Origin of the sequence: Marinobacter sp. MIT930201, from assembly GCF_047122665.1 — a bacterium.
Lineage (GTDB): Bacteria > Pseudomonadota > Gammaproteobacteria > Pseudomonadales > Oleiphilaceae > Marinobacter > Marinobacter salarius.
The window spans coordinates 757495-779088 of sequence record NZ_CP138916.1 but is presented as its reverse complement, the minus strand read 5'-3'; the positions used below and the strand labels follow the sequence as shown (position 1 = coordinate 779088).

The 21594-nt window shown below is 58.0% G+C and carries 18 protein-coding genes; 9 read left to right on the top strand and 9 right to left on the bottom strand.

Annotated features, from left to right (window positions below):
* Nucleotides 1–3: 3 nt before the first annotated feature.
* Nucleotides 4–405 (bottom strand): PA2779 family protein, encoded by a 402-nt coding sequence (locus tag SIC19_RS03615; RefSeq protein ID WP_075195863.1) that lies wholly within the window; start codon nt 403–405, stop codon nt 4–6.
* Nucleotides 406–547: 142 nt separating this feature from the next.
* Nucleotides 548–1990, bottom strand: coding sequence for a phospholipase D-like domain-containing protein (locus SIC19_RS03610; RefSeq protein WP_075195862.1), 1443 nt, complete (start codon nt 1988–1990; stop codon nt 548–550).
* 216 nt (nt 1991–2206) lie between these two features.
* On the opposite strand from SIC19_RS03610, the gene SIC19_RS03605 reads away from it, so the two are divergent.
* From SIC19_RS03605 to SIC19_RS03595, 3 genes are read left to right on the top strand one after another with little or no spacing between them, the layout of a single operon-like run.
* The gene (locus SIC19_RS03605; protein ID WP_036204500.1) at nt 2207–3865 is read left to right on the top strand and encodes a serine/threonine-protein kinase; all 1659 of its coding nucleotides are present in this window, start codon (nt 2207–2209) and stop codon (nt 3863–3865) included.
* On the top strand, nt 3865–4608 hold the full coding sequence (locus SIC19_RS03600) for a PP2C family protein-serine/threonine phosphatase (protein ID WP_075195861.1): 744 nt from the start codon (nt 3865–3867) through the stop codon (nt 4606–4608). The genes SIC19_RS03605 and SIC19_RS03600 overlap by 1 nt, the downstream gene beginning before the upstream one ends.
* Nucleotides 4609–4622: 14 nt before the next feature.
* Nucleotides 4623–4973, top strand: coding sequence for an FHA domain-containing protein (locus SIC19_RS03595; protein WP_075195860.1), 351 nt, complete (start codon nt 4623–4625; stop codon nt 4971–4973).
* Here SIC19_RS03595 and SIC19_RS03590 read toward each other — a convergent pair.
* Nucleotides 4970–5698 (bottom strand): glutamine amidotransferase, encoded by a 729-nt coding sequence (locus tag SIC19_RS03590; protein ID WP_226909880.1) that lies wholly within the window; start codon nt 5696–5698, stop codon nt 4970–4972. The two genes, SIC19_RS03595 and SIC19_RS03590, sit on opposite strands and share 4 nt — an antisense overlap.
* A gap of 13 nt (nt 5699–5711) precedes the next feature.
* A complete protein-coding gene (locus SIC19_RS03585) occupies nt 5712–6434 on the bottom strand; it encodes a YebC/PmpR family DNA-binding transcriptional regulator (RefSeq protein WP_036204509.1) in 723 nt (240 codons plus the stop codon).
* 200 nt (nt 6435–6634) lie between these two features.
* On the opposite strand from SIC19_RS03585, the gene SIC19_RS03580 reads away from it, so the two are divergent.
* Complete coding sequence (locus SIC19_RS03580; RefSeq protein ID WP_036204511.1) at nt 6635–7057, top strand: tetratricopeptide repeat protein; 423 nt, start codon at nt 6635–6637, stop codon at nt 7055–7057.
* 52 nt (nt 7058–7109) lie between these two features.
* Here the strand turns inward: SIC19_RS03580 and SIC19_RS03575 are convergent, their stop codons facing one another.
* Complete coding sequence (locus SIC19_RS03575; protein ID WP_075195858.1) at nt 7110–7538, bottom strand: SRPBCC family protein; 429 nt, start codon at nt 7536–7538, stop codon at nt 7110–7112.
* Nucleotides 7539–7726: 188 nt separating this feature from the next.
* On the opposite strand from SIC19_RS03575, the gene SIC19_RS03570 reads away from it, so the two are divergent.
* From SIC19_RS03570 to SIC19_RS03560, 3 genes are all read left to right on the top strand, one after another.
* The gene (locus SIC19_RS03570; protein ID WP_075195857.1) at nt 7727–8800 is read left to right on the top strand and encodes an AI-2E family transporter; all 1074 of its coding nucleotides are present in this window, start codon (nt 7727–7729) and stop codon (nt 8798–8800) included.
* An 80-nt stretch (nt 8801–8880) separates the two neighbouring features.
* Complete coding sequence (locus SIC19_RS03565; RefSeq protein WP_075195856.1) at nt 8881–10029, top strand: zinc-binding dehydrogenase; 1149 nt, start codon at nt 8881–8883, stop codon at nt 10027–10029.
* On the top strand, nt 10029–11057 hold the full coding sequence (locus SIC19_RS03560) for a proline racemase family protein (protein WP_127400821.1): 1029 nt from the start codon (nt 10029–10031) through the stop codon (nt 11055–11057). The genes SIC19_RS03565 and SIC19_RS03560 overlap by 1 nt, the downstream gene beginning before the upstream one ends.
* A 318-nt stretch (nt 11058–11375) precedes the next feature.
* On the opposite strand, the gene SIC19_RS03555 is transcribed toward SIC19_RS03560, so the two are convergent.
* Together SIC19_RS03555 and ilvG are read right to left on the bottom strand one after the other, a co-directional pair.
* Nucleotides 11376–11654, bottom strand: coding sequence for an ACT domain-containing protein (locus SIC19_RS03555; protein WP_127400822.1), 279 nt, complete (start codon nt 11652–11654; stop codon nt 11376–11378).
* The gene (gene ilvG / locus SIC19_RS03550; RefSeq protein ID WP_041334682.1) at nt 11651–13345 is read right to left on the bottom strand and encodes an acetolactate synthase 2 catalytic subunit; all 1695 of its coding nucleotides are present in this window, start codon (nt 13343–13345) and stop codon (nt 11651–11653) included. Before ilvG ends, SIC19_RS03555 begins: the two co-directional genes overlap by 4 nt.
* A gap of 327 nt (nt 13346–13672) precedes the next feature.
* Between ilvG and SIC19_RS03545 the strand changes: the two genes are divergently transcribed.
* Together SIC19_RS03545 and SIC19_RS03540 are read left to right on the top strand one after the other, a co-directional pair.
* Nucleotides 13673–14755, top strand: a complete 1083-nt coding sequence (locus SIC19_RS03545; protein ID WP_075195853.1) for an efflux RND transporter periplasmic adaptor subunit — start codon at nt 13673–13675, stop codon at nt 14753–14755.
* A gap of 5 nt (nt 14756–14760) precedes the next feature.
* Entirely contained in the window at nt 14761–17832 is a 3072-nt protein-coding gene (locus tag SIC19_RS03540; protein WP_075195852.1) for an efflux RND transporter permease subunit, read from the top strand.
* Nucleotides 17833–17881: 49 nt separating this feature from the next.
* Here SIC19_RS03540 and SIC19_RS03535 read toward each other — a convergent pair whose 3' ends face one another.
* Together SIC19_RS03535 and SIC19_RS03530 are read right to left on the bottom strand one after the other, a co-directional pair.
* The gene (locus SIC19_RS03535; RefSeq protein WP_075195851.1) at nt 17882–19507 is read right to left on the bottom strand and encodes a methyl-accepting chemotaxis protein; all 1626 of its coding nucleotides are present in this window, start codon (nt 19505–19507) and stop codon (nt 17882–17884) included.
* A gap of 132 nt (nt 19508–19639) precedes the next feature.
* Nucleotides 19640–21475, bottom strand: a complete 1836-nt coding sequence (locus SIC19_RS03530; protein ID WP_075195850.1) for a putative bifunctional diguanylate cyclase/phosphodiesterase — start codon at nt 21473–21475, stop codon at nt 19640–19642.
* Nucleotides 21476–21594 lie beyond the last annotated feature (119 nt).

Sequence of the window (21594 nt, the reverse complement as noted above, 5' to 3'; positions counted from 1 at the left end):
GCGCTACCGGATGCAGTTGATGAACGGGAAGATATTGGTGGCGCACAGCATGTCGGTGATGATGAACACCAGCAGGAACAGAACGATGATCCCGACAACGCCCTCGCCAACGGGAGCCTCCGCCAACTGTTGCTCAAACGACGACAACTCCTCCGGCGTCAGGTTCTGTATGCGCTGTTCAACCTGCTCCTGACTAACGCCCATTTCCGCCAGTTTCTCCTTTACCTCATCCCGCTCAAGCATGTTGAGCAGTGACTGGCGGTCCAGATCCGTGCGTTGCTCGGTCAGCAGTTCACCGGTTCCAACCATGCCCGCCGAGGCGGACGATGCCCAAACGGAGCCGAAAGCCATCATGATGGCCATGACAAACGATACGTACCGCAGATGGTTTCTCAGGGTTTGCATTACACTCTCCTGTTATTTTCGTTCAAGAAGCGGTCTTTCCGGTTGCTGCCTGCGATGTAGCCGACGGCTACATCCGACATTCAAGCTGACCTAATAGTAGCACGCGTTTTCGGCGTCCCAGGTTCCTAATGGTGACGGAAACTTAAAATGTGGACAGTCCCGTTGCCTCCATCAGCCTGTATTGCCAATACCGTATCCGGGATTCATCGGCCCAGGCATTGTAAGGCAGGCTCATTACCGGTGTTTCGCCCGGGCCGTGGTTCCATTGCTCATCGAAGAAGCCGGCCGCTTTGCGCACGATCTCTGAGTGCACGTTGGAGCGCACGAGTACGCTGGTTTCAAGGTTCAGGTCGTCAAGGTTGCGGCGGGTGAAGTTGGCCGAGCCGAGCAGCAGTTGAGCGTTGCCGTGGCTGTCGCGCCTGATCAGTAATTTACTGTGGCACTGCTCACCTTCGGTGTTGCACCAACGTACGGTAATGCCGGCGCCATTAAGCTCCATGGCCGACTGCCGGTTGGGTATGCCGCTTTTTTCCATGCCAAAAGCATCGTTGTTGGCGTCTAACAGTATCCGCACTTCGACACCGCGTTCGTGGGCTTCTTTCAGTTCTTCCAGTAACGTTCGGTGCGACAGATAGAACATGGCCAGATCCAGCCTGTCGCCTGCCTTTGCGGTGCCAATGATGTCTCTCGCGGTTGTCCTTATGGCCGATTCTGTGACGACCTGGATGGTATCGAGCGAAGCGATGCCGGCTGCGGCTTGAGGCAGGCTGCTGATCATTTCGTCCACCACCTCGGTGTCTGCACCGGACATCGCCAGAACGGCACGCTCACTGAGCAGCAAATCGGCCACGGCTGGCCCTCCGAATCGCAGGCCGATGTTGCTGTGCCGGCTACTGCCATCGTGGGGGTTGGCAGAGGTCACCAGGGCGTTAAAGCCCTCTGCGTTGTCGGTGATCAGAACCTTGCGGTGGTTGGCCTTGAAGTTGGGGAGGGCCAGGTAACTGCGCAGGGTGACCGGCTGCTCACCGAGTGCGTTCGGCAGCCAGCCCCCGGTCGCGGAGTTGCCCATCCACTGACAACAGAAGCGCCACAGGCCGGACCAGGTGGGGTTGCTGTCACGAAGGCGCTCCAACCTGGTTTCTATTACCGGAATGCCTGCTTGCCTTAGTTGCTGGAAGTAGGGCGAGACCGTACCACCGTATACGGTGTTTATGGGATCGGAAATAACGACAATACGCACATCCGGATTCGCCTTGCGTTGCTTGAGCAGGGCGTCAGTCAACTCCCTTGCCAATGGCCGCTGACGGCTGCCTTCCTCGCGGGTGCCGTTGAAGAGGAACATATCCACCAGAACAAAACGGCGAGCCGCCGAAATCATGTTGAGGGCCTCGTCGAAAATTTCCTGGTCCAGCCGCGGTTCCTCGTTGCCGAAATGCAGGGTCCTGTCGGTGAGAAGCCTGGCATTCGTCAGAGGATGGACTGTGCCCTCGTAACCTATCCCCGGCGGCAGGGGCTTCAATGTGTGGTAAAAACCGGTTGTTGTGATGGTCAGAATAACCAGGCCGATCAGTAACTTCACTGTCATCGTCGTACTTCCTGACGGAAAAGGTCCAAAGACGAAACTATACTGCACCGGAACCTGTGCCGTCCTTACACCCTTGTCATCCTGGGTTAATAATGGTCGCGACGTGATCGTGGTCCCAGGTAAACAAACACTTACAAAAAACGTTCTTCTGGAACTATCGCTGCCGGCGTTCACTTTCTAAACTTGCTGGATCAATCATTTACGATAACGATTCCTGTGAATTCACTGGCTTTTATTGGTTCCCGTCTGTTCAGTCTGCGCCTGCTCATTGTTGTGCTGGCGTTGGCTTGTGTGTTTGTGGGTGACGCGCTGCCACTGCTGGGCTGGTTGGATCGGGTGCTGTTCAGCGCTCTTGGCAACCCTGAGGGTATTGGGGATGCTGTTCGGGTTGTGGATATGACACCGGACGCCTTCGCAATAGCGCTGCAGGCCCGGGGGCTCGTCGAGCCAGAGTGGTCGGCGCTGGCGATTCGTGCCGGGTTGATGGTGTCGACACTCATCCTGGTACTTGCAGTTCCCAGAATGGGTGGAGCGGTCGCGCTGCCGGTGCTGTTACTGATTGCCGGGGCACTGGTGGTTCTGCAAGCAGCGTTCATGTTCTATCAGAGCGCCTGGCTGCCATTGGGTGAAGTGGTGACCCTGCTGATGGTCGGCTATGTCATCATGCTGTTCTGGCTGCAACCGAGGCGGGATATCGTCGCCTTGTCGGAGAATGTCCGCGTAGCCCGCACGCGGCTTGGTCGTCTGCTGCTGCAACAGGGACAGCCCGAAGAGGCGCTGGAGGTGCTGGCTGAATGCCCGCCCACCGAAGATACCTTGGCATTGCAATACGACATCGCCATTCAGCAGGAGCGCAAGCGGCAGTATGACCGCGCGTCAGCCACCTACCAGCAGATTCTTCAGCAGAAGCGAAAGTATCGGGACGTGGAAAAACGCCTGGCGGCACTCGGGAGCCTGACCACCGAGGCAACCGTTGTTTCTCCCGGTGGCTTTGACAGTACCCGAACCCTGGTCATGCCCGAGCAAAGTGTCAGCCGGCCCACCCTGGGCCGCTACGAGATCGAGCGCGAGATAGGGCGGGGCGCCATGGGCGTGGTCTATCTCGGCAAGGACCCCAAGATTGCCCGTACCGTGGCTATCAAGACGCTCAGTTACCAGGCGTTTGAGGACAACGAGCTGCGGGACCTGAAATCACGCTTCTTTCGGGAAGCCGAGGCGGCGGGCCGCCTCAGCCATCCGGCAATTGTCACCGTGTATGATGTCGGGGAAGAGGCCGACCTTGCGTTTATCGCCATGGATTATGCCAAGGGCAGGCCGCTTAGTGAATTTGGCAAGCCGGGGCGGTTACTGCCGTTGGCGAAGGTGCTGGATATCGTCGCCCGGGTGGCGGATGCCCTCGATTACGCGCATCGCCAGAAGATCATTCATCGCGATATCAAACCGGGTAACATCATCTTCAACCCGGACAACGGTGAGATCAAGATTACCGATTTTGGCATAGCCAAGATCTCCGACGACTCCCGGACTCGCACCGGCAGTGTCATGGGCAGCCCACTGTATATGTCCCCTGAGCAGCTCAAGGGCCAGAAAGTGACTGGCGCCACCGATACCTACAGCCTGGGAATCACGCTGTACAAACTGGTGTGCGGGGAAACACCCTATCAGGGTGATACCCTGGCCAACCTGACCTACCAGATTCTGAACAAGCGCCCACGGAGTGTCCGCGAGTTCAACCCGGAACTCCCCAACGGTGTTGTCCGTCTGATTAATAAAGCCATACAACGGGAGCCTGACAAGCGCTTCCTGAGTGCCGCCACCATGGCGGAAGCGTTGCGAAGACAGGCGAGCCGTGAGGCAAGGGAGGAAGCATCGTGATGAATCCCCAGGTGGCTGGCATAACGGATGTAGGGGCGTTGCGTACAGCCAACCAGGACGCTATTGACTGGCGGGTCAGCGAGGATAACCGGCAGGTGCTGCTTGTGGTTGCCGATGGCATGGGCGGTTACCACGGCGGGGAAGTGGCCAGCCGTATAGCCGTAGACACGGTGATGGAAGTGCTGGTGCCCTGGTTGTCGCCGGATGAAGGTGTGCCGGAGGAGCCGGACGACGCCATACAGTTTGCGATCAACCTGGCCAGTGAGCGAATTGCCGATCAAAGGGCTGCCGATGCAGACCTGGCAAAAATGGGGACCACGCTGGTGATGGCGTGGGTGATTGACGGTGAGGCTCACCTTGCCCACCTGGGGGATTCCCGCTGCTATCTCGTTCAAGGGCGAGAGCTGGCATGCCAGACCCGGGATGACACCGTGGTACAGAACATGCTGGATGACGGCAGCATCCGCCCTGATGACGTGCCCCATGTGCCTTTTCGTAATGTGCTGACACGGGCGCTTGGCGCCTCAACGGCCATTGCCAGCTTCCGCCGCGTGCGGATGGCAGCTGGAGATTCCTTACTGCTCTGTTCCGATGGCCTTACGGGGGCTTTGCCGGAGGACCAATGGCTGTCGCTGATGTCTACGTGCGAAACACCCGACGATAAGGTCCGGGCGCTGGTGGATGCGAGCCTGGATAACGAGGCGGCCGACAATGTGTCCGTTGTACTGTTGATTCTTAATTAATGGAGGAGGCCTGTATGGCGTCACTTTCCCAACTGGTGGACAACGTTGTGGTGACCACTTTTGAGCTGGAGCAGCCGGAGATTCATGTCGGCAGGCGTGGCGATAACGATATTCGCATCGACGAGATTTCGGTCAGTGGCCATCATGCGCTGATCGAGGCGGTGCCCAATGCCTATCTGGAGGGTACGGTGGACTATTACATCACCGACCAGAACAGCACCAACGGAACGTTTGTGAACGAACTGCGGATTGACCGACGCCAGCGCCTGAACAGTAACGACCTGGTTCGCATTGGCTGGAACGAATTCCGCTTCATTGACGAAGAGGAAAATGCGCTGGAGAAAACCGCCTACATACTGGATTAGTGGTCCACTGGCAGGCCGTTGAGCACGAGTCGGGAGAACCGACCGAGCAGGGACGTGGCGTTGGGCGCGTCGATCACATTCTCAATCAGAGCCTTGGCATCGAGCCCTTCCTTTTCCAGATCGGGTGCCTGCACCTTGAGGTAGGCCCGCATCACCTCTGCTGAGAATTCCGGGTGGAACTGGATACCCCAGGCGCAGCGGCCCACACGAAAGGCCTGGTGCGGTTCGAACTCGTTTCGGCCCAGGAGAACGGCATTCTCCGGCAACCTGAGTACGGATTGCCGATGCGTCAATTGCGCCGGAAATGTTTGGGGCAACCCCTTAAACAGAGGGTCATCCATCGCAGCGTCCAGCAACTCTACCTGATGGGTGCCGGTTTCCCGGCCACGTGGATGATAACCCGCTTCACCACCCAGAGCGTGGGCCAGCAGCTGATGGCCATAGCAGACCCCCAGAACTGGCACCTCTTCCGTCACTGCCTCAGCCAGCCACGCGGCAGTGCACTCACTCCAGGGCGCCCGGTCGCTGACCATGGCCGGTGATCCCGTCACCACGATCCCGTCCCAATTCCCGGGTTTGCCCGGTAGGTCGTCAACCGTAACATCGACTACGTGAAGGTCGAGCTCCGGATCCAGCCCGGCCAAAAACCAGTTATCGAAATCCCCGAACGACTCCAGAAGGGACGGGTAGGTATTACCTGTTTTGAGTATGACGACCCTGGCCAAGGTGTTGCTCCCGTCAGTCTGCGATGACTGCGTTGTGGTAAACATTCTGGACGTCATCGAGGTCGTTCAGCATGTCCATAAACTTCTCGAACAGCTCAATGTCGTCGCCTTCGACAGTGGTGGTGGTCTGGGGCAGGAACTGGATCTCGTCTACGTCAAACTCCAGGCCTTCAAACGCTTCCTGCAGTGCCTGTCGCGCCTTGGCGTATTCGGTGTGGGGCGCGAACACAGTAATCATACCCTCTTCGTGCTCAATGTCAGTGACATCCACATCCGCCATCATCAGTGCTTCCAGAGCCGCTTCCTCGTCGTCGCCCTTGAAGCCGAGAATGGCGCAGTGATCGAACATATGGCTGACGCTGCCCTGGGTGCCGATCTTGCATTTGGTCTTGGTAAACGCCAGGCGTACGTCGCCGAAGGTACGGTTGGGGTTGTCGGTCAGGCAATCCACGATGGCCATGCAGTTGCCGGGGCCGAATCCTTCATAGCGAGCAGGGGAGAAATCCTCACCAGCGCCACCCCGGGCTTTCTCGATGGCCTTCTCAATGACGTGCGCGGGCACCTGATCTTTCTTGGCACGGTCGATCAGGCCACGCAGGCTGAGGTTTGCATCCGGGTCCGGGCCGCCGGACTTGGCGCACACATAGATTTCGCGGCCGTACTTACTGTAGACCTTGGTTTTGGCGGCGGCCGTTTTGGCCATGGAGTCTTTGCGGTTTTGATAGGCTCTGCCCATTACGCTGCCTCAATTTCATTTTCAAAAGTGCGGATTTTACTCGACTACACAGGCCGGTGACAGCCTTATTTATCGAGGTTGTCGACGGCTCTTCCATGGTACCAAAGTGCCAGGGTTTCAGAACTTTCCGGTCAGGTACCGCAGAATGTGTTCGTGTTACGGTCGGAACATCGCCATTATCACCGAACGCGGAGATTGCCATGAGGTCCGTTCGAACATCGCTCATTGCAGCCGTGAGTTTGCTGCTGTTCACCGGAGCTCCGACAGTGGCAAACAGTGCCGAGCCGGATCAGCAGATGGGCGTGGCTCGGGAGATGATCCAGGTCCTGGAGGCCTATGCCGTCTACAAGATGGGCCAGTACGATCTGGCGTTCGAACGTTACCAGGCGCTTGCCGAAGCGGGGAGTCGGCAGGGTATGTATAACCTGGGCAATATGCACGCAGCCGGGCAAGGCACGGCACAGAGCGATTCGAAGGCTTTCGAGTGGTATCTGAGGGCAGCGGAGGCTGGCGACAAGCTGAGCATGTCCGAAGTGGCAAAGGCCTATGAAGCGGGCATTGGTACCAGGGCAGATCCGCAACTGGCCCGCCACTGGCGGGAGCGTGCCGCAACCGAAGATTGATCATTATCAACCTGCCACAATACCCCCGCCCAGCAACGAGTTCTTCAGTTGCTTACGCCAACTTGGGCACCCTGCGGATGCCCTTACGGATCCCCTGATCAAGAGCGGAGCTGACCAGTTTGCCGGTGAACGGCACGATGTCGTCAAAGGAAATGGTGTACTGGACGCGAGTCCTGCCATTGGCGGCATCGTCGAAGCGGATGCGACCGATATGGTTGCGGATGGGGCTCATGCTGGAAATGGTGTACTCAATAAGCAACCCCGGCTCGAAGGTAATGACGGTCTCTTCAAGGCCGATGGGGCCGATGCCGATCTTGCGGATGGACCCAAGGCCGTTGGGGTCGGCCTGGTCGCTGTCGCGAATGCGCTTCACTGGTGCTCCCAACAGCTTCCCGAAGCGCTCATGATCCGCAAACAGTGCAAACACACGGTTGCGCGGCACATCAAAGGTTTCGTCAATTTCAATCTTGTAGTTCGCCATGTATGAACTCTTCAGAGACGGTTTTCATCAGGGTATCCGGTTATGTGTTACAACAAAAGTGACGTGGTGGCAATGACCGAGCGTTGGCCCAAAAGGGCTGAATGACAGCCGAGCGACAGGTACACTGAGCCTCGTGGTGCATCAGTTATCATACCCCCAATACAGCCCGACAAGGTGCATGGACCCGCATGAACAACGATAACGAACAACCCGCACGCTCAGATCTCGCGACACCACTGAATGGCATCTTTGCGCTCGGGATACTCTATACCCTCTACGTCGCCCACCAGATTGTCCTGCCAATTGTCCTGGCGGTCCTGACCAGCCTTTTGCTGTTTCCCCTTGTCAAAAAAGCCTATGACAAAGCCGGGATTCCAAGGGTGTTGAGCTCTCTGGTATTGATGATCGTGGTGATCGCTGGTCTGGCGGGTGTTGGGGCAGCCGTTGCAACGCCTGCGCTGGAGTGGGCACAGCAGGCACCACAGGGTATCTCTCGACTGCTCATGGGTGAGAGCGGCATAAAAAGCCAGATTGATAAGGTCAACGAATCGGCAAAGAAAGTGGAAGAGTCGATGGACGAACTATCCAAAGACGAGAAGACCACAACCAACACTGTCGTGCTTAAAACCGACTCGTGGCGCAACCAGCTATTAACCAAGGCGCGCAACGGTGCAGCCGGCCTCGCACTTGCGCTGGCCCTGACCTATTTCCTGCTCGTGGGTGGTGACCGCATCATCCTCAACTTTGTGCGACAACTCCCGAAGCGACAGCGCCGCAACGTGCTCCAGATTGCCCGCGATTCCCAGCAACAGATCGCCCAGTATCTGGCGGTACTCAGTCTCAGTAACCTGCTGGTTGGCATCACCACCGGGCTCATCTGCTGGGCAGTGGGTCTTCCGGACCCAGCCGTCTGGGGGCTCGTTGCCGGCTTGGCCAGATTCATCCCGTACCTTGGTGTCATTCTGACCATCATCCTGCTGGCAGTCGTGTCCGCCACCAGCCTCGACACGCTCTGGATGATGGCCATTGCCCCGCTCGGCTATTTGGCTCTTACCTCTACCGTCGGGTTTTTCATAGAGCCCTGGATCCACGGTTTCCGCATGGCGATCAATCCCGTCGTCATCTTCGTGTCCATCTTCTTCTGGGGCTGGTTGTGGGGCCCGGTTGGCGTGTTGCTGGCGGTCCCCCTGATGACCATCATTCAGGTGGTCCTCAAACAAATCCCGAAACTGCGGCCGATTTACAAGGTTATTGCCCGGTAAAAGCGGCCAGGGGGCCCTGACACTGCTGGGAATCTGGCCTATCCTGACCTGATATCCAGCAAAGCAGGAGCAGAACGCCCATGATCCAGAAGACCATGAAAGCCATGCTGCTCACCGGCCACGGTGGCGTCGAGAAACTGGAATACACCGAAGACGTGCCCATCCCCACCCCTGGTGCGGGAGAGGTGCTCGTCCAGGTCACCGCCACCGCCAAGAACAACACCGACCGCAAAGCCCGGGAGGGTCTTTACCCCACCAAGGATAAAGGCGACGTAACCTCCTTCCAGATGGGAGGCTCAGCCACGCTGACGTTCCCAAGAGTTCAAGGCGCGGACGTTGTTGGGCGTATCGTCGCCGTGGGGCAGGGTGTTGAGGATACGCGGATCGGCCAACGAGGCCTGCTGGACTTTAACCTCTACGCGGACGAGCGCCGGGATATCAACCTGACCCCGGACTACTACGGCCACGGCGCCGATGGTGGGTTCGCGGAATATATTGCTGTGCCTTCCGACCAGTTTCACCATGTCGAGAATGCCGGCCTGGCCGATGCCGAACTTGCCGCTATGGGCATGTGCTCCTATCAGACCGCCTTGCACATGCTCACATCCGCACGGGTAAAAGCGGGCGAGCACATCCTTGTGACCGGTGCCAGTGGTGGTGTTGGCACCGCCCTTATCCAGCTTTGCCGCATCATGGGGGCGATTCCCTATGCGCTGAGCCAGCGTGATAAGGCCGACCCTCTGCTCAAGCTGGGCGCCGAAGCCGTGCTGGACCGTTCCGACATGGACAACTTCACGGATCAGGTGCGGTCCGTCACTGGGGGGCGGCCGATAGACGCCGTGATGGACCTGGCCGGTGGCGAGATGACCGATCAGTTTATCGACACCATGATCTTCGACATGAACAGCCGCAATGATTACCCAAGGCTCAGCATCGCTGGCGCCAGCGCCGGAAACGTCAGTGAAATCATGTGGACACGGATTTACCTGTATCAGGTGCAGGTGTTCGGCGTGTCACACGGCACCCGGGAGGAAGCCGAACAACTGGTGGCCTGGATTCGCAGCGGCCAACTGAAGCCGGTGCTGCACGCCGCTTTCAGACTGTCAGAGTTGCACGAAGCCGAACGCTACTTCGTCAACCGCAACAGCAACTACCTGGGCAAAATCGTAATCGTCCCGGATGCCCAATGGGCCGAGCATGGCGCCCCGTTTGCCCTGGAGAAGTCCTAATGCGTCCCGAACTCAAACTGCAACTGATGGACACCCACGCCGGCGGGGATGTGAGCCGGATAGTAACTGGCGGGATCTGCCCGCTTCCGGGGGACACCGTGCGCGCCCAGATGGAATACCTGCGGGACAAGGCAGATGGCCTTCGCACTCTACTACTGGAAGAGCCCTACGGCATCCCGGAAATGTCCGTGGACCTGCTGGTGCCGCCCACAGACCCCGAGGCAGTCGCCGGTTATATCATCATGGAAGTGATGGGATATCCGATTTACTCCGGTTCCAACACCATCTGTACCGCCACGGCCGTTCTGGAGAGTGGCATTGTCGCCAAGCGGGAAGGGTGGCAGAGTTTCGCTCTGGAAGCGCCAGCGGGCCTGGTCCACATTGACGCCCTTGTTCGGGACGGTGTTGTAGAAGCCATTACCTGCGGCGGGCTGCCCAGTTACATCGACACCTACCAGGCCAGCATCCACGTGCCCTCGATCGGTGACGTATCCTACAGCGTGGCCTACAGTGGTGGTTTCTACGCCCTGGTGGACGCGACGAGCCTTGGGTTTTCCCTGACCCTGGATGAAGAACGCAAACTCAGCGAATGCGCCTATCATATAGTAGAGGCTATCCAGGCTGAGCGCGGTTTCTCCCACTACACGCTGGGTGATGTCGGGCCCTTGCCCTTCCTCCATTTCATGGGGCCGGTTGAACAATTGTCGGATCATTCGTATCGCTCCCGGTCGGCCACCTATGTGCATCCCGGCGTTATCTGCCGCAGCACCACCGGCACGGGTACTTCAGCACGGCTTGCGTTAATGAACTACGAGGGCAAAATCAGCCCGGGCGACCGCCTGGAAACCGTCTCCCTGCGTGAAACCGGGTTTATCGGTGAGTTCACAGGCGTGCGCCAGGAAGGGGAACATCAGGTGGTTGAGAATACCATCACCGGCAAGAGCTACGTTCTTAACCGGGCGGATATCATCGTGAACTGCGATGATCCGATGGTGGACTGTGGGGGGCTTACTCACATTCTTTTGTAGCCTGAGGGGGGGCGGGCGGATACGGGGGATGGGGGTATTTTTTCTTCTGGAAAAAGAACTCGCTTTGCTCAGACATCTTTTTCCTTGCCAGAAAAAATACCCCCAACCCCCTATCGACGTGCAGCTCAGGAATATCCAGGTCGAGAAGGCCTTCGCGAACCCTCCGTGGTCAGCTCGGCGCGGGGTGGTATCTGGATTTTTCGCCAGAAAAAGATGTCCGAGCGAAGCGAGTTCTTTTTCAAGAAAAATACAGATGCCACCCCGCAAGCCCGCCCCCAAAACCATCAGGCTACGAAAGAAAAAGCAACTCCCAAAGCGTCAGGCAGTCTGAACCCGAACCCCCGAAACCTGACCAAGGGCAACCTCCGCCACTGTATGCAACTTCTCCAATTGCGACTGGAGCATGGCAATCGGCCGGGTTCCCTCCAGGGTCAGGGTGATATCGAAATGCTCCCCGGCGGATTCCACCGCCATTGTTGCAATCCGGAAACCGCGAATACGGACCACCTGGCAAAGGCGCTCCAGGGCGGCCGCTTCCTGCGACATGCGGCAGTTGATCTTATAGCTCGGTGTTGAGGACTGGCTTTGCGGTTTCATGCAACGTGTTCCTTTTTGTTGGTGCGTCGGGTTTCGTCGATCATTTCGCGGTTGCTGGCGCCGGGTTTGACGATGGGCCAGACGTTCTCCTCACGGCTGATGGCCACATGCAGCAGCATCGGGCCGTTGTAGGCCAGGATGGTTTCGATGCCACGGCGGATCTGGTCAGTGCGGCTGATGTGCAACGCCGGGATGTCGAAGGCGCGGGCCATGGCGACGAAGTCCGGGTTGTCGTCCAGGTTGATCTGGCTTTCACGATTGCCGTAGAACAGTTCCTGTTGCTGGCGCACCATGCCCAGGCACTGGTTGTCCATGACGATCAGTTTTACCGGCAGGTTATAGCGGCGGATAGTGGCCAGTTCCTGGGCGTTCATCATGAACGAGCCATCGCCCGTCACGTTGATCACCGTACTATTGCGGTCGGAAAACTGGGCACCGATGGCAGCGGGCAGGCCAAAGCCCATGGTGCCCAGGCCGCCACTGGTGAGGTGGTGGCGAGGGTGGTCAAAGTCGTAGTGCTGGGCTACCCACATCTGGTGCTGGCCGACGTCACAGGCGATAACGGTATCATCCGGGGCAATTCGGGAGAGCTGGCGAACAAAGGCCGGGCCGGTGATCGGCGCCAAAGGTTCTTCGTTGTCGGCGGCATGGAAGCCGCCGGTGGTGTACCAGGTTCGGCACTGTTTCTGCCAGTCGCCAATGTCCAGCGGCTTGTCCTGTAAGGCGTTGGTCAGTGTTTCGAGAATGTCATTCAGGTCCCCCCGAATAGCCAGCTCGGTCGGGCGCAGTTTGTTGATCTCGGCGGCGTCGGCGTCAATGTGAATCATCTTTGCATTGGGGGCGAAGCCATCCAGGCTGCCGGTGGCGCGGTCATCCAGGCGGGCACCGATAACCAGCAACAGGTCGCATTCATCCACGGCTTTATTGGCCGCCCGGGAGCCGTGCATGCCCAGCATGCCCAGGTTGTAAGGGTTGTGTTTTCCCGGGTTGCCGATACCTTTGAGCGTTACCACCGCTGGCAGAGCGGCGGATTCAGCAAACGTGCGAAAGCGATCTTCAGCGTGTGCCAGGCTGATGCCACCACCGCTGTAGAGTATGGGTTTGCGGGCCGCCCGCAGCATCGTGAGCGCTTCGGCCAGGTCTGGGAAGCTGATCTCCCGTGGCTCGGACCGGGGGAAGGGAGCATCGCTGACATCAGCCAGCAGCAGGTCCTTGGGTATATCAATCCACACCGGCCCCGGCCGCCCACTTTGAGCCAGTTCCATCGCCTCTTCCATGATCGCGGGCAGGCTGTCTGCGTCGTCAACCAGATAGCTGTGTTTAACGATGCCCAGCGTCATGCCCAATACGTCGGTTTCCTGGAAGGCGTCGGTACCGATCAATCCCGAGGGCACCTGGCCGGTGATGACCAGCATGGGGATGGAGTCCCGGTGAGCGTTGGCAACGCCGGTGATCAGGTTGGTGGCGCCGGGGCCTGAGGTGGCAATACATACACCGAGCTTACCGCTTGCGCGGGCGTAACCGTCGGCGGCCAGGGCGCAGGCCTGTTCGTGGCGGCACAGCACGTGTTCCACACCGACATCGTCCACCAGCGCATCGTATAGCGGCATGATGCAGCCGCCCGGATACCCGAAAACCGTGCTGATGCTGTGGCGGTGGAACGCGTCAAGAATGTGCTGTGCGCCGTTCATGGTTGTTATTCCTTTTTCCTGATGCAAAAAAAAGCCCCCGGGACCTTTCGGTGCCGGGGGCTTTCGTGTGTTTGTCGAGTCTGTTTCTATCTCACCCGCTTGTCCACGCAGAAGCCCCCGGACGGTACCACGACCACCAGGACTAGCTTCACAAGGACAACCACTGCGTTGAGATTCATAAAATCAGTATCTGCTCTGAATCTGAGAGAAGTTTATGTGTAGAATCTACCCCACGAAAACAACCGGATGCAACCGTTTTCTGACAGTTTCTAAAACGACTGCCTGGACTGTAAACCGACATCACCCGAATTTAACTGCGAGCGATCAATGACCAAAGCAAAACTGGGATCTATCGGATTGTCCTTTCTGGTACTGGCTTTATTGGTGGTATGGATGGCAACCGGTGACGTCAAGGAAGCGCGGGACGAGGCGCCAGAGGACACACCTGAGGAGTCGGTCAGCGCGCCCTCCGTCCAGGTGGATGTGTTGCGTACAAGGCTTTACGAGCCCGGGTTAATGCTGCAGGGGCAGTTGGAGCCCTGGCGAACCGTGTCAGTTGGCGCTCGGGTAGCCGGCACGGTAGAAGAGCTGATGGTGGAGCAGGGTGACCAGGTTGAGGCGGGGGATGTCCTGCTTCGACTCTCCGAGGATGGGCGACGTACCTCGGTAGAACAATGGCAGTCGCGCATTCGCAAATTGGAAGCCGATTTATCGGCTGCCCAGAAGCTCCGATCCCGGAATCTCACCTCCGAATCCGAAGTGTTGACCCTGCAAAGTGATCTGTCTGCGGCGGGAGCTGAGCTCACTCAGGCACGTCTTGCTGTTGACAACCTGGAGCCACGAGCGCCTTTTGATGGAACGGTGAATCGACGGGATGTCGACCTTGGTGATCTGGTCCAGGTCGGGTCACCACTGTTGGAGCTGGTGCGCGTTGATCGGCTGAAAGCGACGGGGCAAATCCCGCAGCAGTCAGTGAGCGCCGTCGAAGAAGGGCAGGCCGTAACCATTCGCACGTTGGATGGCGACAGCCTGGAAGGCGTGGTGAATTTCGTGGCCAGTGCCGCAGACCCGGACACCCGTAGCTTCCCGGTGGAGGTGTCCATAGACAACCCGGAACGTAAGCGGGTTGCCGGCGGTAGTGCCACGCTGCGCATTGCGCTGCCGGAAGTGGAGGCGATGTTCATTTCGCCGGCCTATCTCAGTCTTGGGGATGATGGCCGGCCCGGTGTTCGCTATGTGGGCGACAATAACGAAGTGGTGTTTACCACGGTCAAACTCCTGAACGTCACCACGGATGGCGCCTGGGTCACTGGCCTGCCGGATGAAATTCGGTTGATTACCCGGGGCGCGGGTTTTGTATCCATCGGGCAGCAGGTACGCCCGGTTGATCGTGATTCGGACCGGGGCTAACCGATATGCGAACCTTGATTTTCGCCGCTCTCGACCGCAGCCGGACCACACTGCTGACACTGGCTTTCCTGATCCTGGGTGGTGTTGCGGCTTTTCAGACCATCCCCAAAGAAGCGAACCCGGACATCACCATTCCCATGATCTATGTGTCAATGACACTGGAGGGAATCAGCCCGGAAGACGGTGAGCGCTTGCTTATCCGGCCCATGGAGCAGGAATTGCGTTCCCTCGAGGGCGTCAAGGAAATGCGTGGTACGGCTTCCGAGGGTCACGCCTCGGTGATGCTGGAATTCGACGCCGGGTTTGATCCGGACATCGCGCTTCAGGATGTGAGGGAAAAGGTTGATACCGCCCGCAGCAGGCTGCCTCAGGAAGCTGACGAACCAAGGGTCAATGAAATTAACGTGGCGCTGTTTCCGGTCATGTCGGTTGGCCTCTCCGGGCCTCTTTCCGAACGCGAGCTGGTCACTATTGCCCGGCGTTTGCAGGATGCCATCGAAGGCATTCCGGAAGTGCTGGAAGTGGACATTGGTGGTGACAGGGAAGACCTCCTGGAGATCGTTGTCGATCCCCAGGTGCTTGAAAGCTATGGCGTCGACTTTGATCAGTTGGCGACGTTGGTCACTCGCAACAATCAATTGGTTGCTGCCGGAAGCCTGGATACCGGTGCCGGTCGCATGACCATGAAGGTTCCGGGCGTTATTGAATCCGTGGAGGATGTTATGGCCATGCCGGTCAAGGTAGGCGGCGACACCGTAGTGACCTTTGGCGACGTGGCTATGCTTCAGCGAACCTTCAAAGACCCGCGAGGGTTCGCCAGGATCAACGGTGAGCCGGCGCTGGTGCTGGAAATCTCCAAGAGGACCGGTGCCAACATCATCGAAACCGTGGAAAAGGTGAAGGCGCTGATTGAACGTGCCGGGCCGCAACTGCCAGACGAGCTCGAGGTTCGCTACATCATGGACCAGTCTGGTGAAGTCCGGGACATCCTTAGTGATCTGCTCAACAATGTGCTGACGGCCATCGTGCTGGTGATCGTCCTGATCATTGCCGCCATGGGTCCCCGTTCTGCGCTTTTGGTGGGGCTTACCATTCCCGGTGCGTTCCTGACCGGTATCCTGGTGATCTGGGGAATGGGTTTTACCCTTAATATTGTGGTTCTGTTTAGCCTCATACTGGTGGCTGGCATGCTGGTGGATGGGGCCATCGTGGTATCGGAGCTTGCCGACAGGAACCTCTCCGAGGGCCAGAACGTAAAGTCTGCATGGGGCGAGGCGGCCAGCCGCATGGCCTGGCCCATCATCGCGTCAACCGCCACCACGCTGGCGGTATTCATCCCCCTGTTGTTCTGGCCGGGCGTGGTCGGCGAGTTCATGAGCTTTTTGCCCACCACCGTTATCATCTGTCTGACCGCCTCGTTGGCCATGGCTCTCGTATTTTTGCCGGTCCTTGGCAGCATCAGTGGCGGAAAACGCCTTCCCCAGTCAGCAATCAGTGGCCGCATGACGGACGTCTATCGTGGCGTTCTCGGGCGATTGTTGGCAAAGCCCGGTTTTACACTTCTTGGAGTGCTTGGCGTCGTTGTGGTCATCTATGCGGCTTATGGCAAGTTCAACCATGGTGTTGAATTTTTCCCAAGCGTGGAGCCGGATTCAGCGCAGGTACATGTCAGGGCCAGAGGCGATCTGTCTGTGCAGGAGCGCGATGCCATCGTTCGACAGGTCGAGCAACGTTTACAGGGAATGCCGGAGGTGAAAGCCCTCTATGCTCGCTCAATGGTCAGTCCCGGAAACCAGATGGCGCCGGACGTCATCGGTGTGCTGCAGTTTCAGTTCACGGACTGGTTTGAGCGCCGGCCAGCGACACAGATACTGGAAGATTTCCGTTCACTCACTGCGGACATTCCCGGCATTGAACTGGAGTTTCGTAAGCAGGAAGGCGGTCCAGCGGACGGCAAGCCCATTGAACTTATGGTCAGCAGTATGAATAGCGACCAACTGGAGCGGCACGTGGCTCTTATCCGGGAACGGATGTCTGGCATCGATGGCTTTGTGGATGTCGAAGACGACCGCAGCCTTCCGGGCATCGAATGGCGCCTGAACGTCGACCGCTCAGCCGCTGCCCGATTTGGCTCAGACGTGCTCAGTGTGGGCAGTGCGGTGCGACTGATTACCAACGGCCTGGTGCTTGCTACCTATCGGCCTGAGGACGTGCGGGACGAAGTCGATATCGCCGTGAGAGTGCCTAATAATTGGCGGGAGCTGGACCAGTTCCAGCGCCAGACGATTAACACCAGCCGCGGGCAGGTGCCGCTCTCAGAGTTTGTTGAGCTGGCTCCCGGAGACAAGACTGGCAGCATTACCCGTGTTGACGGACAGCGCACCATTACGATCAAGTCCGAGATAGAGCCGGGTCGCCGTGCGGACGAACTGCTGATGGAGTTGCAGCAGCAAATGCCTGAAACGCCCGAGGGTGTTTCCGTCCGATTTGCCGGCGAGAATGAGGACCAGGAACAAGCCTCGAATTTCCTGGCATCGGCGTTTCTGGTCGCGATTGCCCTGATGCTGTTGATCCTGGTGACCCAGTTCAATTCGCTCTACCAGACCATGCTCATTCTATCGGCCATTGTGCTTTCCACAGCGGGCGTATTGCTTGGCCTGCTGCTTAACGGGCAGTCGTTCGGAATCGTAATGGTGGGCATGGGCATCATTGCCCTGGCGGGCATCGTGGTGAACAACAACATCATTCTGATCGACACCTACAACCAGATGCGAAAAAGCGGTATGGCGGCATTCGAGGCCGCATTGGAGACCGGATGCCTGCGCCTGCGACCGGTATTGCTGACGGCCATCACCACCATACTCGGGCTGATGCCAATGGTGCTCGGGGTAAATGTGGATCTCCTGACCCCGTCTTTGGGCATCGGTGCTCCGTCCACGCAGTGGTGGACCCAGCTATCCAGTGCTATTGCCGGCGGGTTGGCGTTTGCAACGGTGCTCACGCTGTTGCTGACCCCGGCGCTGCTGGTTTTGGGTGACAAGACCGGCCAACGGGTACGTGGGTTTGTAAACCGATAGCGGTGTGGTTTACAAACCGCGTTGGCCGGGTGGGCCGGGTGGAGGGAGATTAGCGTCGAATGCGGCTTGATAAGTCCCGTGCCGCCTTCGCCATGCTTTCAAGCTTTGGAACCATGGTGAGGTTTTCCTCCGCAGCGCGGTTCATCGTTTCGGATATCTCTGCAACTTCGGTCACGTTACGATTAATTTCCTCGCTGACGCTGGTTTGCTCTTCGGCTGCCGTTGCCACTTGAGTGGTTGCGTCATTCACGCTGCCCATGCGGCGATTGATCTCGCCCAATGTCTGCCTGACCGCCTCCACCGACTGCCCGCTCTCCTGAGTGACAATCTCGCTTGCCTGCATATATTCAGAGGCGTCTCTGGACCCGGTGGCTATGGTGTCGATGATTCGGTCGATCTCCACGGTGGCTTCCTGGGTCTTGGCTGCCAGATTCCTGACTTCGTCCGCGACTACGGCGAACCCTCGGCCCGCCTCTCCAGCGCGGGCTGCCTCTATGGCGGCGTTTAGTGCCAGCAGGTTGGTCTGGTCCGCGATTTCGCGGATGACTTTCATTACGTCGCCAACCTTCTTGCCGTCGGAAGTGAGCTGATTGACGGTTCGCGACGAGGTCTGAATCTGGTCAGCGAGTCGATTCATGCTGTCCACTGCGGCGTGGATCTGCTTGTCAGCTTCGCCCGTCTGGCCGGATGTTTCCTGCACTTGGTTCGCAACTGCCGCGGCGTGTTGTGCGACATCCTGAGCGGTTGCCGACATCTCGTTCATGGCCGTTGCGATCTGGTCAATCCGTTGATGGGCAAGTTCGGATTGGGATGAGACTTTGCCGGCATTGTCCCGGATCATTGAGCCCGTGAGTTCGAGTTCGCGAGCATTTTCTTCCATCAATTCGCCGGTTTCTGAGAGAAAGCCGTGTAGCTTGCGGGCGCTATCAGCCAGTCGACCCAATTCATCCTGACGGATTAGAGTCGCGGGATCAGACAGGTCACCTTCCCCCAGTTTGTGCATTTGGCCAATCAGTGTTTGCGTCGGTCGGACGACGGAACGAACCAGGACAATGACGCAAGCGATCGTTCCCAGAAACACTGCGAGTAGCATCAGGCCACCGACGCGCCAGGTGCTCGTGGTGACGGAGTCGTTCAGGGCCGCGGCCTCGGCCACACCCTGTTTACGAATGAGTGCGGAAGCTTCTTCAATCAGCCTTGATGGTTCCCGATCGATGCCGCTGACGGCCCGATCGCCTTCGCCGTGCTGGTAGCCTGATGCCACAAAGTCGGCGAACCCGGTCCGGTAAGCTTCACCCATCTTCTGGTGGGAGCGCTGGAACTGACTCATCAGTGCGCGGGCCTGATCATCTTCCAGCCTTGGGATAAGACTATCCAGCTTTTTCTGGATGAGGGCTTCCTGTTCCTGGAACTGGGTCCAGTACTTTTTACGCTGACCGGCATCCGAGCCGCGAATCAATACGTTTTTCCATTCCTGGACCTGGGTCTTGAAATCACTGAGGATGTCCTGCGCCTCCAGTGCCCTGACCATTTGTTGGCTGGCCAGCCGGTGATAGTCGTTCTTAGCCTGGAGGGAGTAGTTGAAGTAGTAGCCGGCAACCAGTATGACGACCAAGTTTGCGGCAATGACAACGCTCAGCACACGATTGAGAATGCTTCGGGAATACCAATTCATAACGTAGGGGGCCTGTTTCTAGCTAGAGCTTTCGTTCAGGCGTAGTAAAGCGTGATTCTTTGTTATATGCACTAGGATACGGCGGGTGTCACAAAAGTTTCATATTATCGATCAGGAACAGCAACTGGTGATTTAGAAGGGAGTGAAATACTGTTCCAACAGAGCTTCAAAGGGCAGAGGCCTGCTGTATCGATAACCCTGCAGGTAATCACAGCCCCGCTGGAAAAGCCATTGTTCATGGGCTTCGGTTTCGACGCCCTCAGCGACGACTGAGAGCCCAAGCCCTCGCGCCAGGCCAATGATCGAGAGGGTAATGGCGCAGTCGTCCTCGTCGTCTGGCAGTTGGCTGATGAAGGAACGGTCAATCTTGATCCGCGAGAAGGGCAGACTCTTGAGGCGGGACAGTGAAGAATAGCCGGTTCCGAAGTCGTCTATGGACAGGCTTGCACCGTCGGCGACCAGCTCTTCCAGAATACTGTTCAGTGAGTTGAAATCCCCTTGAATGGAATCCTCGGTTACCTCGAAATGCAACGCGCTGACCGGCACGCCATATTCATGGCAGGTTTCCCTGATCAGGCTGGGCAGTTCCGGTATCGATACCTGCTCTGCCGCCAGGTTGACGGAAATCTCTGGCAGCGTAATGCCCTGGTTGTGGGCCTGTTGCCAGTGTTCGCATACGCGGCGAAGCACGCACTCCCCCAACGCATACATCAGGCCACCGCTTCTGGCTATCCCCAGAAATTCAATGGGTGACAGCCAACCCCGTTGCGGGTGTTGCCAGCGTACCAGGGCTTCCAGCGACTCCAGTTTCATCCCGGCGGCGCTCATGATGGGTTGATAGAACACCTCCAGGGTGTGGTTGCTGATGGCTGCCCGCAACTCGTTTTCCAGAACGAATCGCGAACGGGCCGTTACCTGGATGCTCGAATCAAAGAAGCACGCCTGGTCCCGGCCCCGCTGCTTGGCGTTGTACATGGCGGCTTCGGCGCCACGCAACAGCTCTTCGGTGGTTTGACAGTCTCCGGGCAAGTGGCAGATGCCCAGGCTTGCGCCAACGGTGATGGAGTGGCCAGTGAGGCGGATGGGCCTGTTGATTTCCTGCCTTATACGCGAGGCGGTCAGTTCCAGAGAGTCCCGCATGGTGTGGTTGCGCACCATGAGGGCGTACTCATCGCCTCCAATCCTGGCCAGTAGATCCTTGCCTGGAACAGAGAGCTTTTTCAGGCGGCGGCCGACTTCGGCAATAACGTTGTCACCCACCTGAGGCCCAAGCCCATCGTTGATGGATTTCAGGCGGTCCACGTCAATCCATATCAGCGCCAGGCTACCAAGCCCTCGTCGTTCTATTTTGTCGGCGAGATGGCCGATACGGTCTCGCAGGGATTCGATGTTTGATAGCCCGGTCAGTGAGTCGTAACGGGTAACGTATTCAAGTGCGCGTTGTGAGTGGAGCCAGGCTTCGTGGGTATTGATCAGGCTGATGGTATCGGCAATAGCGATAACGAAGGATATTTCCGGCAGGGTCCAGTCCCGTTGATGGGTTGATTCCAGGCAAATGACGCCACTGAGCCGGGCACCATCAAATACCGGTGCATCAAGCATCGATAGGATCTTCAAGGGTATAAGGTAGCCCGGCGCGAATGCCCGGGTGCGGGGATCGTTCTGGGCGTCCCGGACAGACAGCACGCGTTCGGTTTCCAAGGCCGAGAAGTACTCCGGGTTGCCGGACTGGTACAGGCTGGATTTGTCACCGGTGGCAGCGTCCGTAGTATGAAGCCACTCGGACTCAATGCGGTCACGTTCCTCCGGAAACTGCCAGACACTGACCCGGTCAACGTTGAGCAGCCTCGCGCAGAGCGCCGTCAGGTCTGCGAGTTTTTGCGGGCGCTTCTTGTCGATAAACGCCGGACTGTGGCTGAGTTCCGTCAGTGCCTTGTGAAAGGTCACGAAGGTGTCCGTATCGTGCATAGTCTCTGGCTGTCAGTTTCGAGGACGATAGTAGGTGTACGACAAGGAGCGGCGTTTGGTCGCTTTGCGCCAGCATTTTTCATTTTTCGACTTTCTCATACTGGCACCCGGCCCCGATA

Coding starts and splice junctions, on each gene's coding strand:
- SIC19_RS03570 (WP_075195857.1), top strand. CDS start 7,727: ATGAACAACGATAACGAACAACCCGCACGCTCAGATCTCGCGACACCA.
- SIC19_RS03585 (WP_036204509.1), bottom strand. CDS start 6,434: ATGGGCAGAGCCTATCAAAACCGCAAAGACTCCATGGCCAAAACGGCC.
- SIC19_RS03565 (WP_075195856.1), top strand. CDS start 8,881: ATGATCCAGAAGACCATGAAAGCCATGCTGCTCACCGGCCACGGTGGC.
- SIC19_RS03545 (WP_075195853.1), top strand. CDS start 13,673: ATGACCAAAGCAAAACTGGGATCTATCGGATTGTCCTTTCTGGTACTG.
- ilvG (WP_041334682.1), bottom strand. CDS start 13,345: ATGAACGGCGCACAGCACATTCTTGACGCGTTCCACCGCCACAGCATC.
- SIC19_RS03580 (WP_036204511.1), top strand. CDS start 6,635: ATGAGGTCCGTTCGAACATCGCTCATTGCAGCCGTGAGTTTGCTGCTG.
- SIC19_RS03560 (WP_127400821.1), top strand. CDS start 10,029: ATGCGTCCCGAACTCAAACTGCAACTGATGGACACCCACGCCGGCGGG.
- SIC19_RS03600 (WP_075195861.1), top strand. CDS start 3,865: ATGAATCCCCAGGTGGCTGGCATAACGGATGTAGGGGCGTTGCGTACA.
- SIC19_RS03595 (WP_075195860.1), top strand. CDS start 4,623: ATGGCGTCACTTTCCCAACTGGTGGACAACGTTGTGGTGACCACTTTT.
- SIC19_RS03540 (WP_075195852.1), top strand. CDS start 14,761: ATGCGAACCTTGATTTTCGCCGCTCTCGACCGCAGCCGGACCACACTG.
- SIC19_RS03575 (WP_075195858.1), bottom strand. CDS start 7,538: ATGGCGAACTACAAGATTGAAATTGACGAAACCTTTGATGTGCCGCGC.
- SIC19_RS03530 (WP_075195850.1), bottom strand. CDS start 21,475: ATGCACGATACGGACACCTTCGTGACCTTTCACAAGGCACTGACGGAA.
- SIC19_RS03610 (WP_075195862.1), bottom strand. CDS start 1,990: ATGACAGTGAAGTTACTGATCGGCCTGGTTATTCTGACCATCACAACA.
- SIC19_RS03555 (WP_127400822.1), bottom strand. CDS start 11,654: ATGAAACCGCAAAGCCAGTCCTCAACACCGAGCTATAAGATCAACTGC.
- SIC19_RS03615 (WP_075195863.1), bottom strand. CDS start 405: ATGCAAACCCTGAGAAACCATCTGCGGTACGTATCGTTTGTCATGGCC.
- SIC19_RS03535 (WP_075195851.1), bottom strand. CDS start 19,507: ATGAATTGGTATTCCCGAAGCATTCTCAATCGTGTGCTGAGCGTTGTC.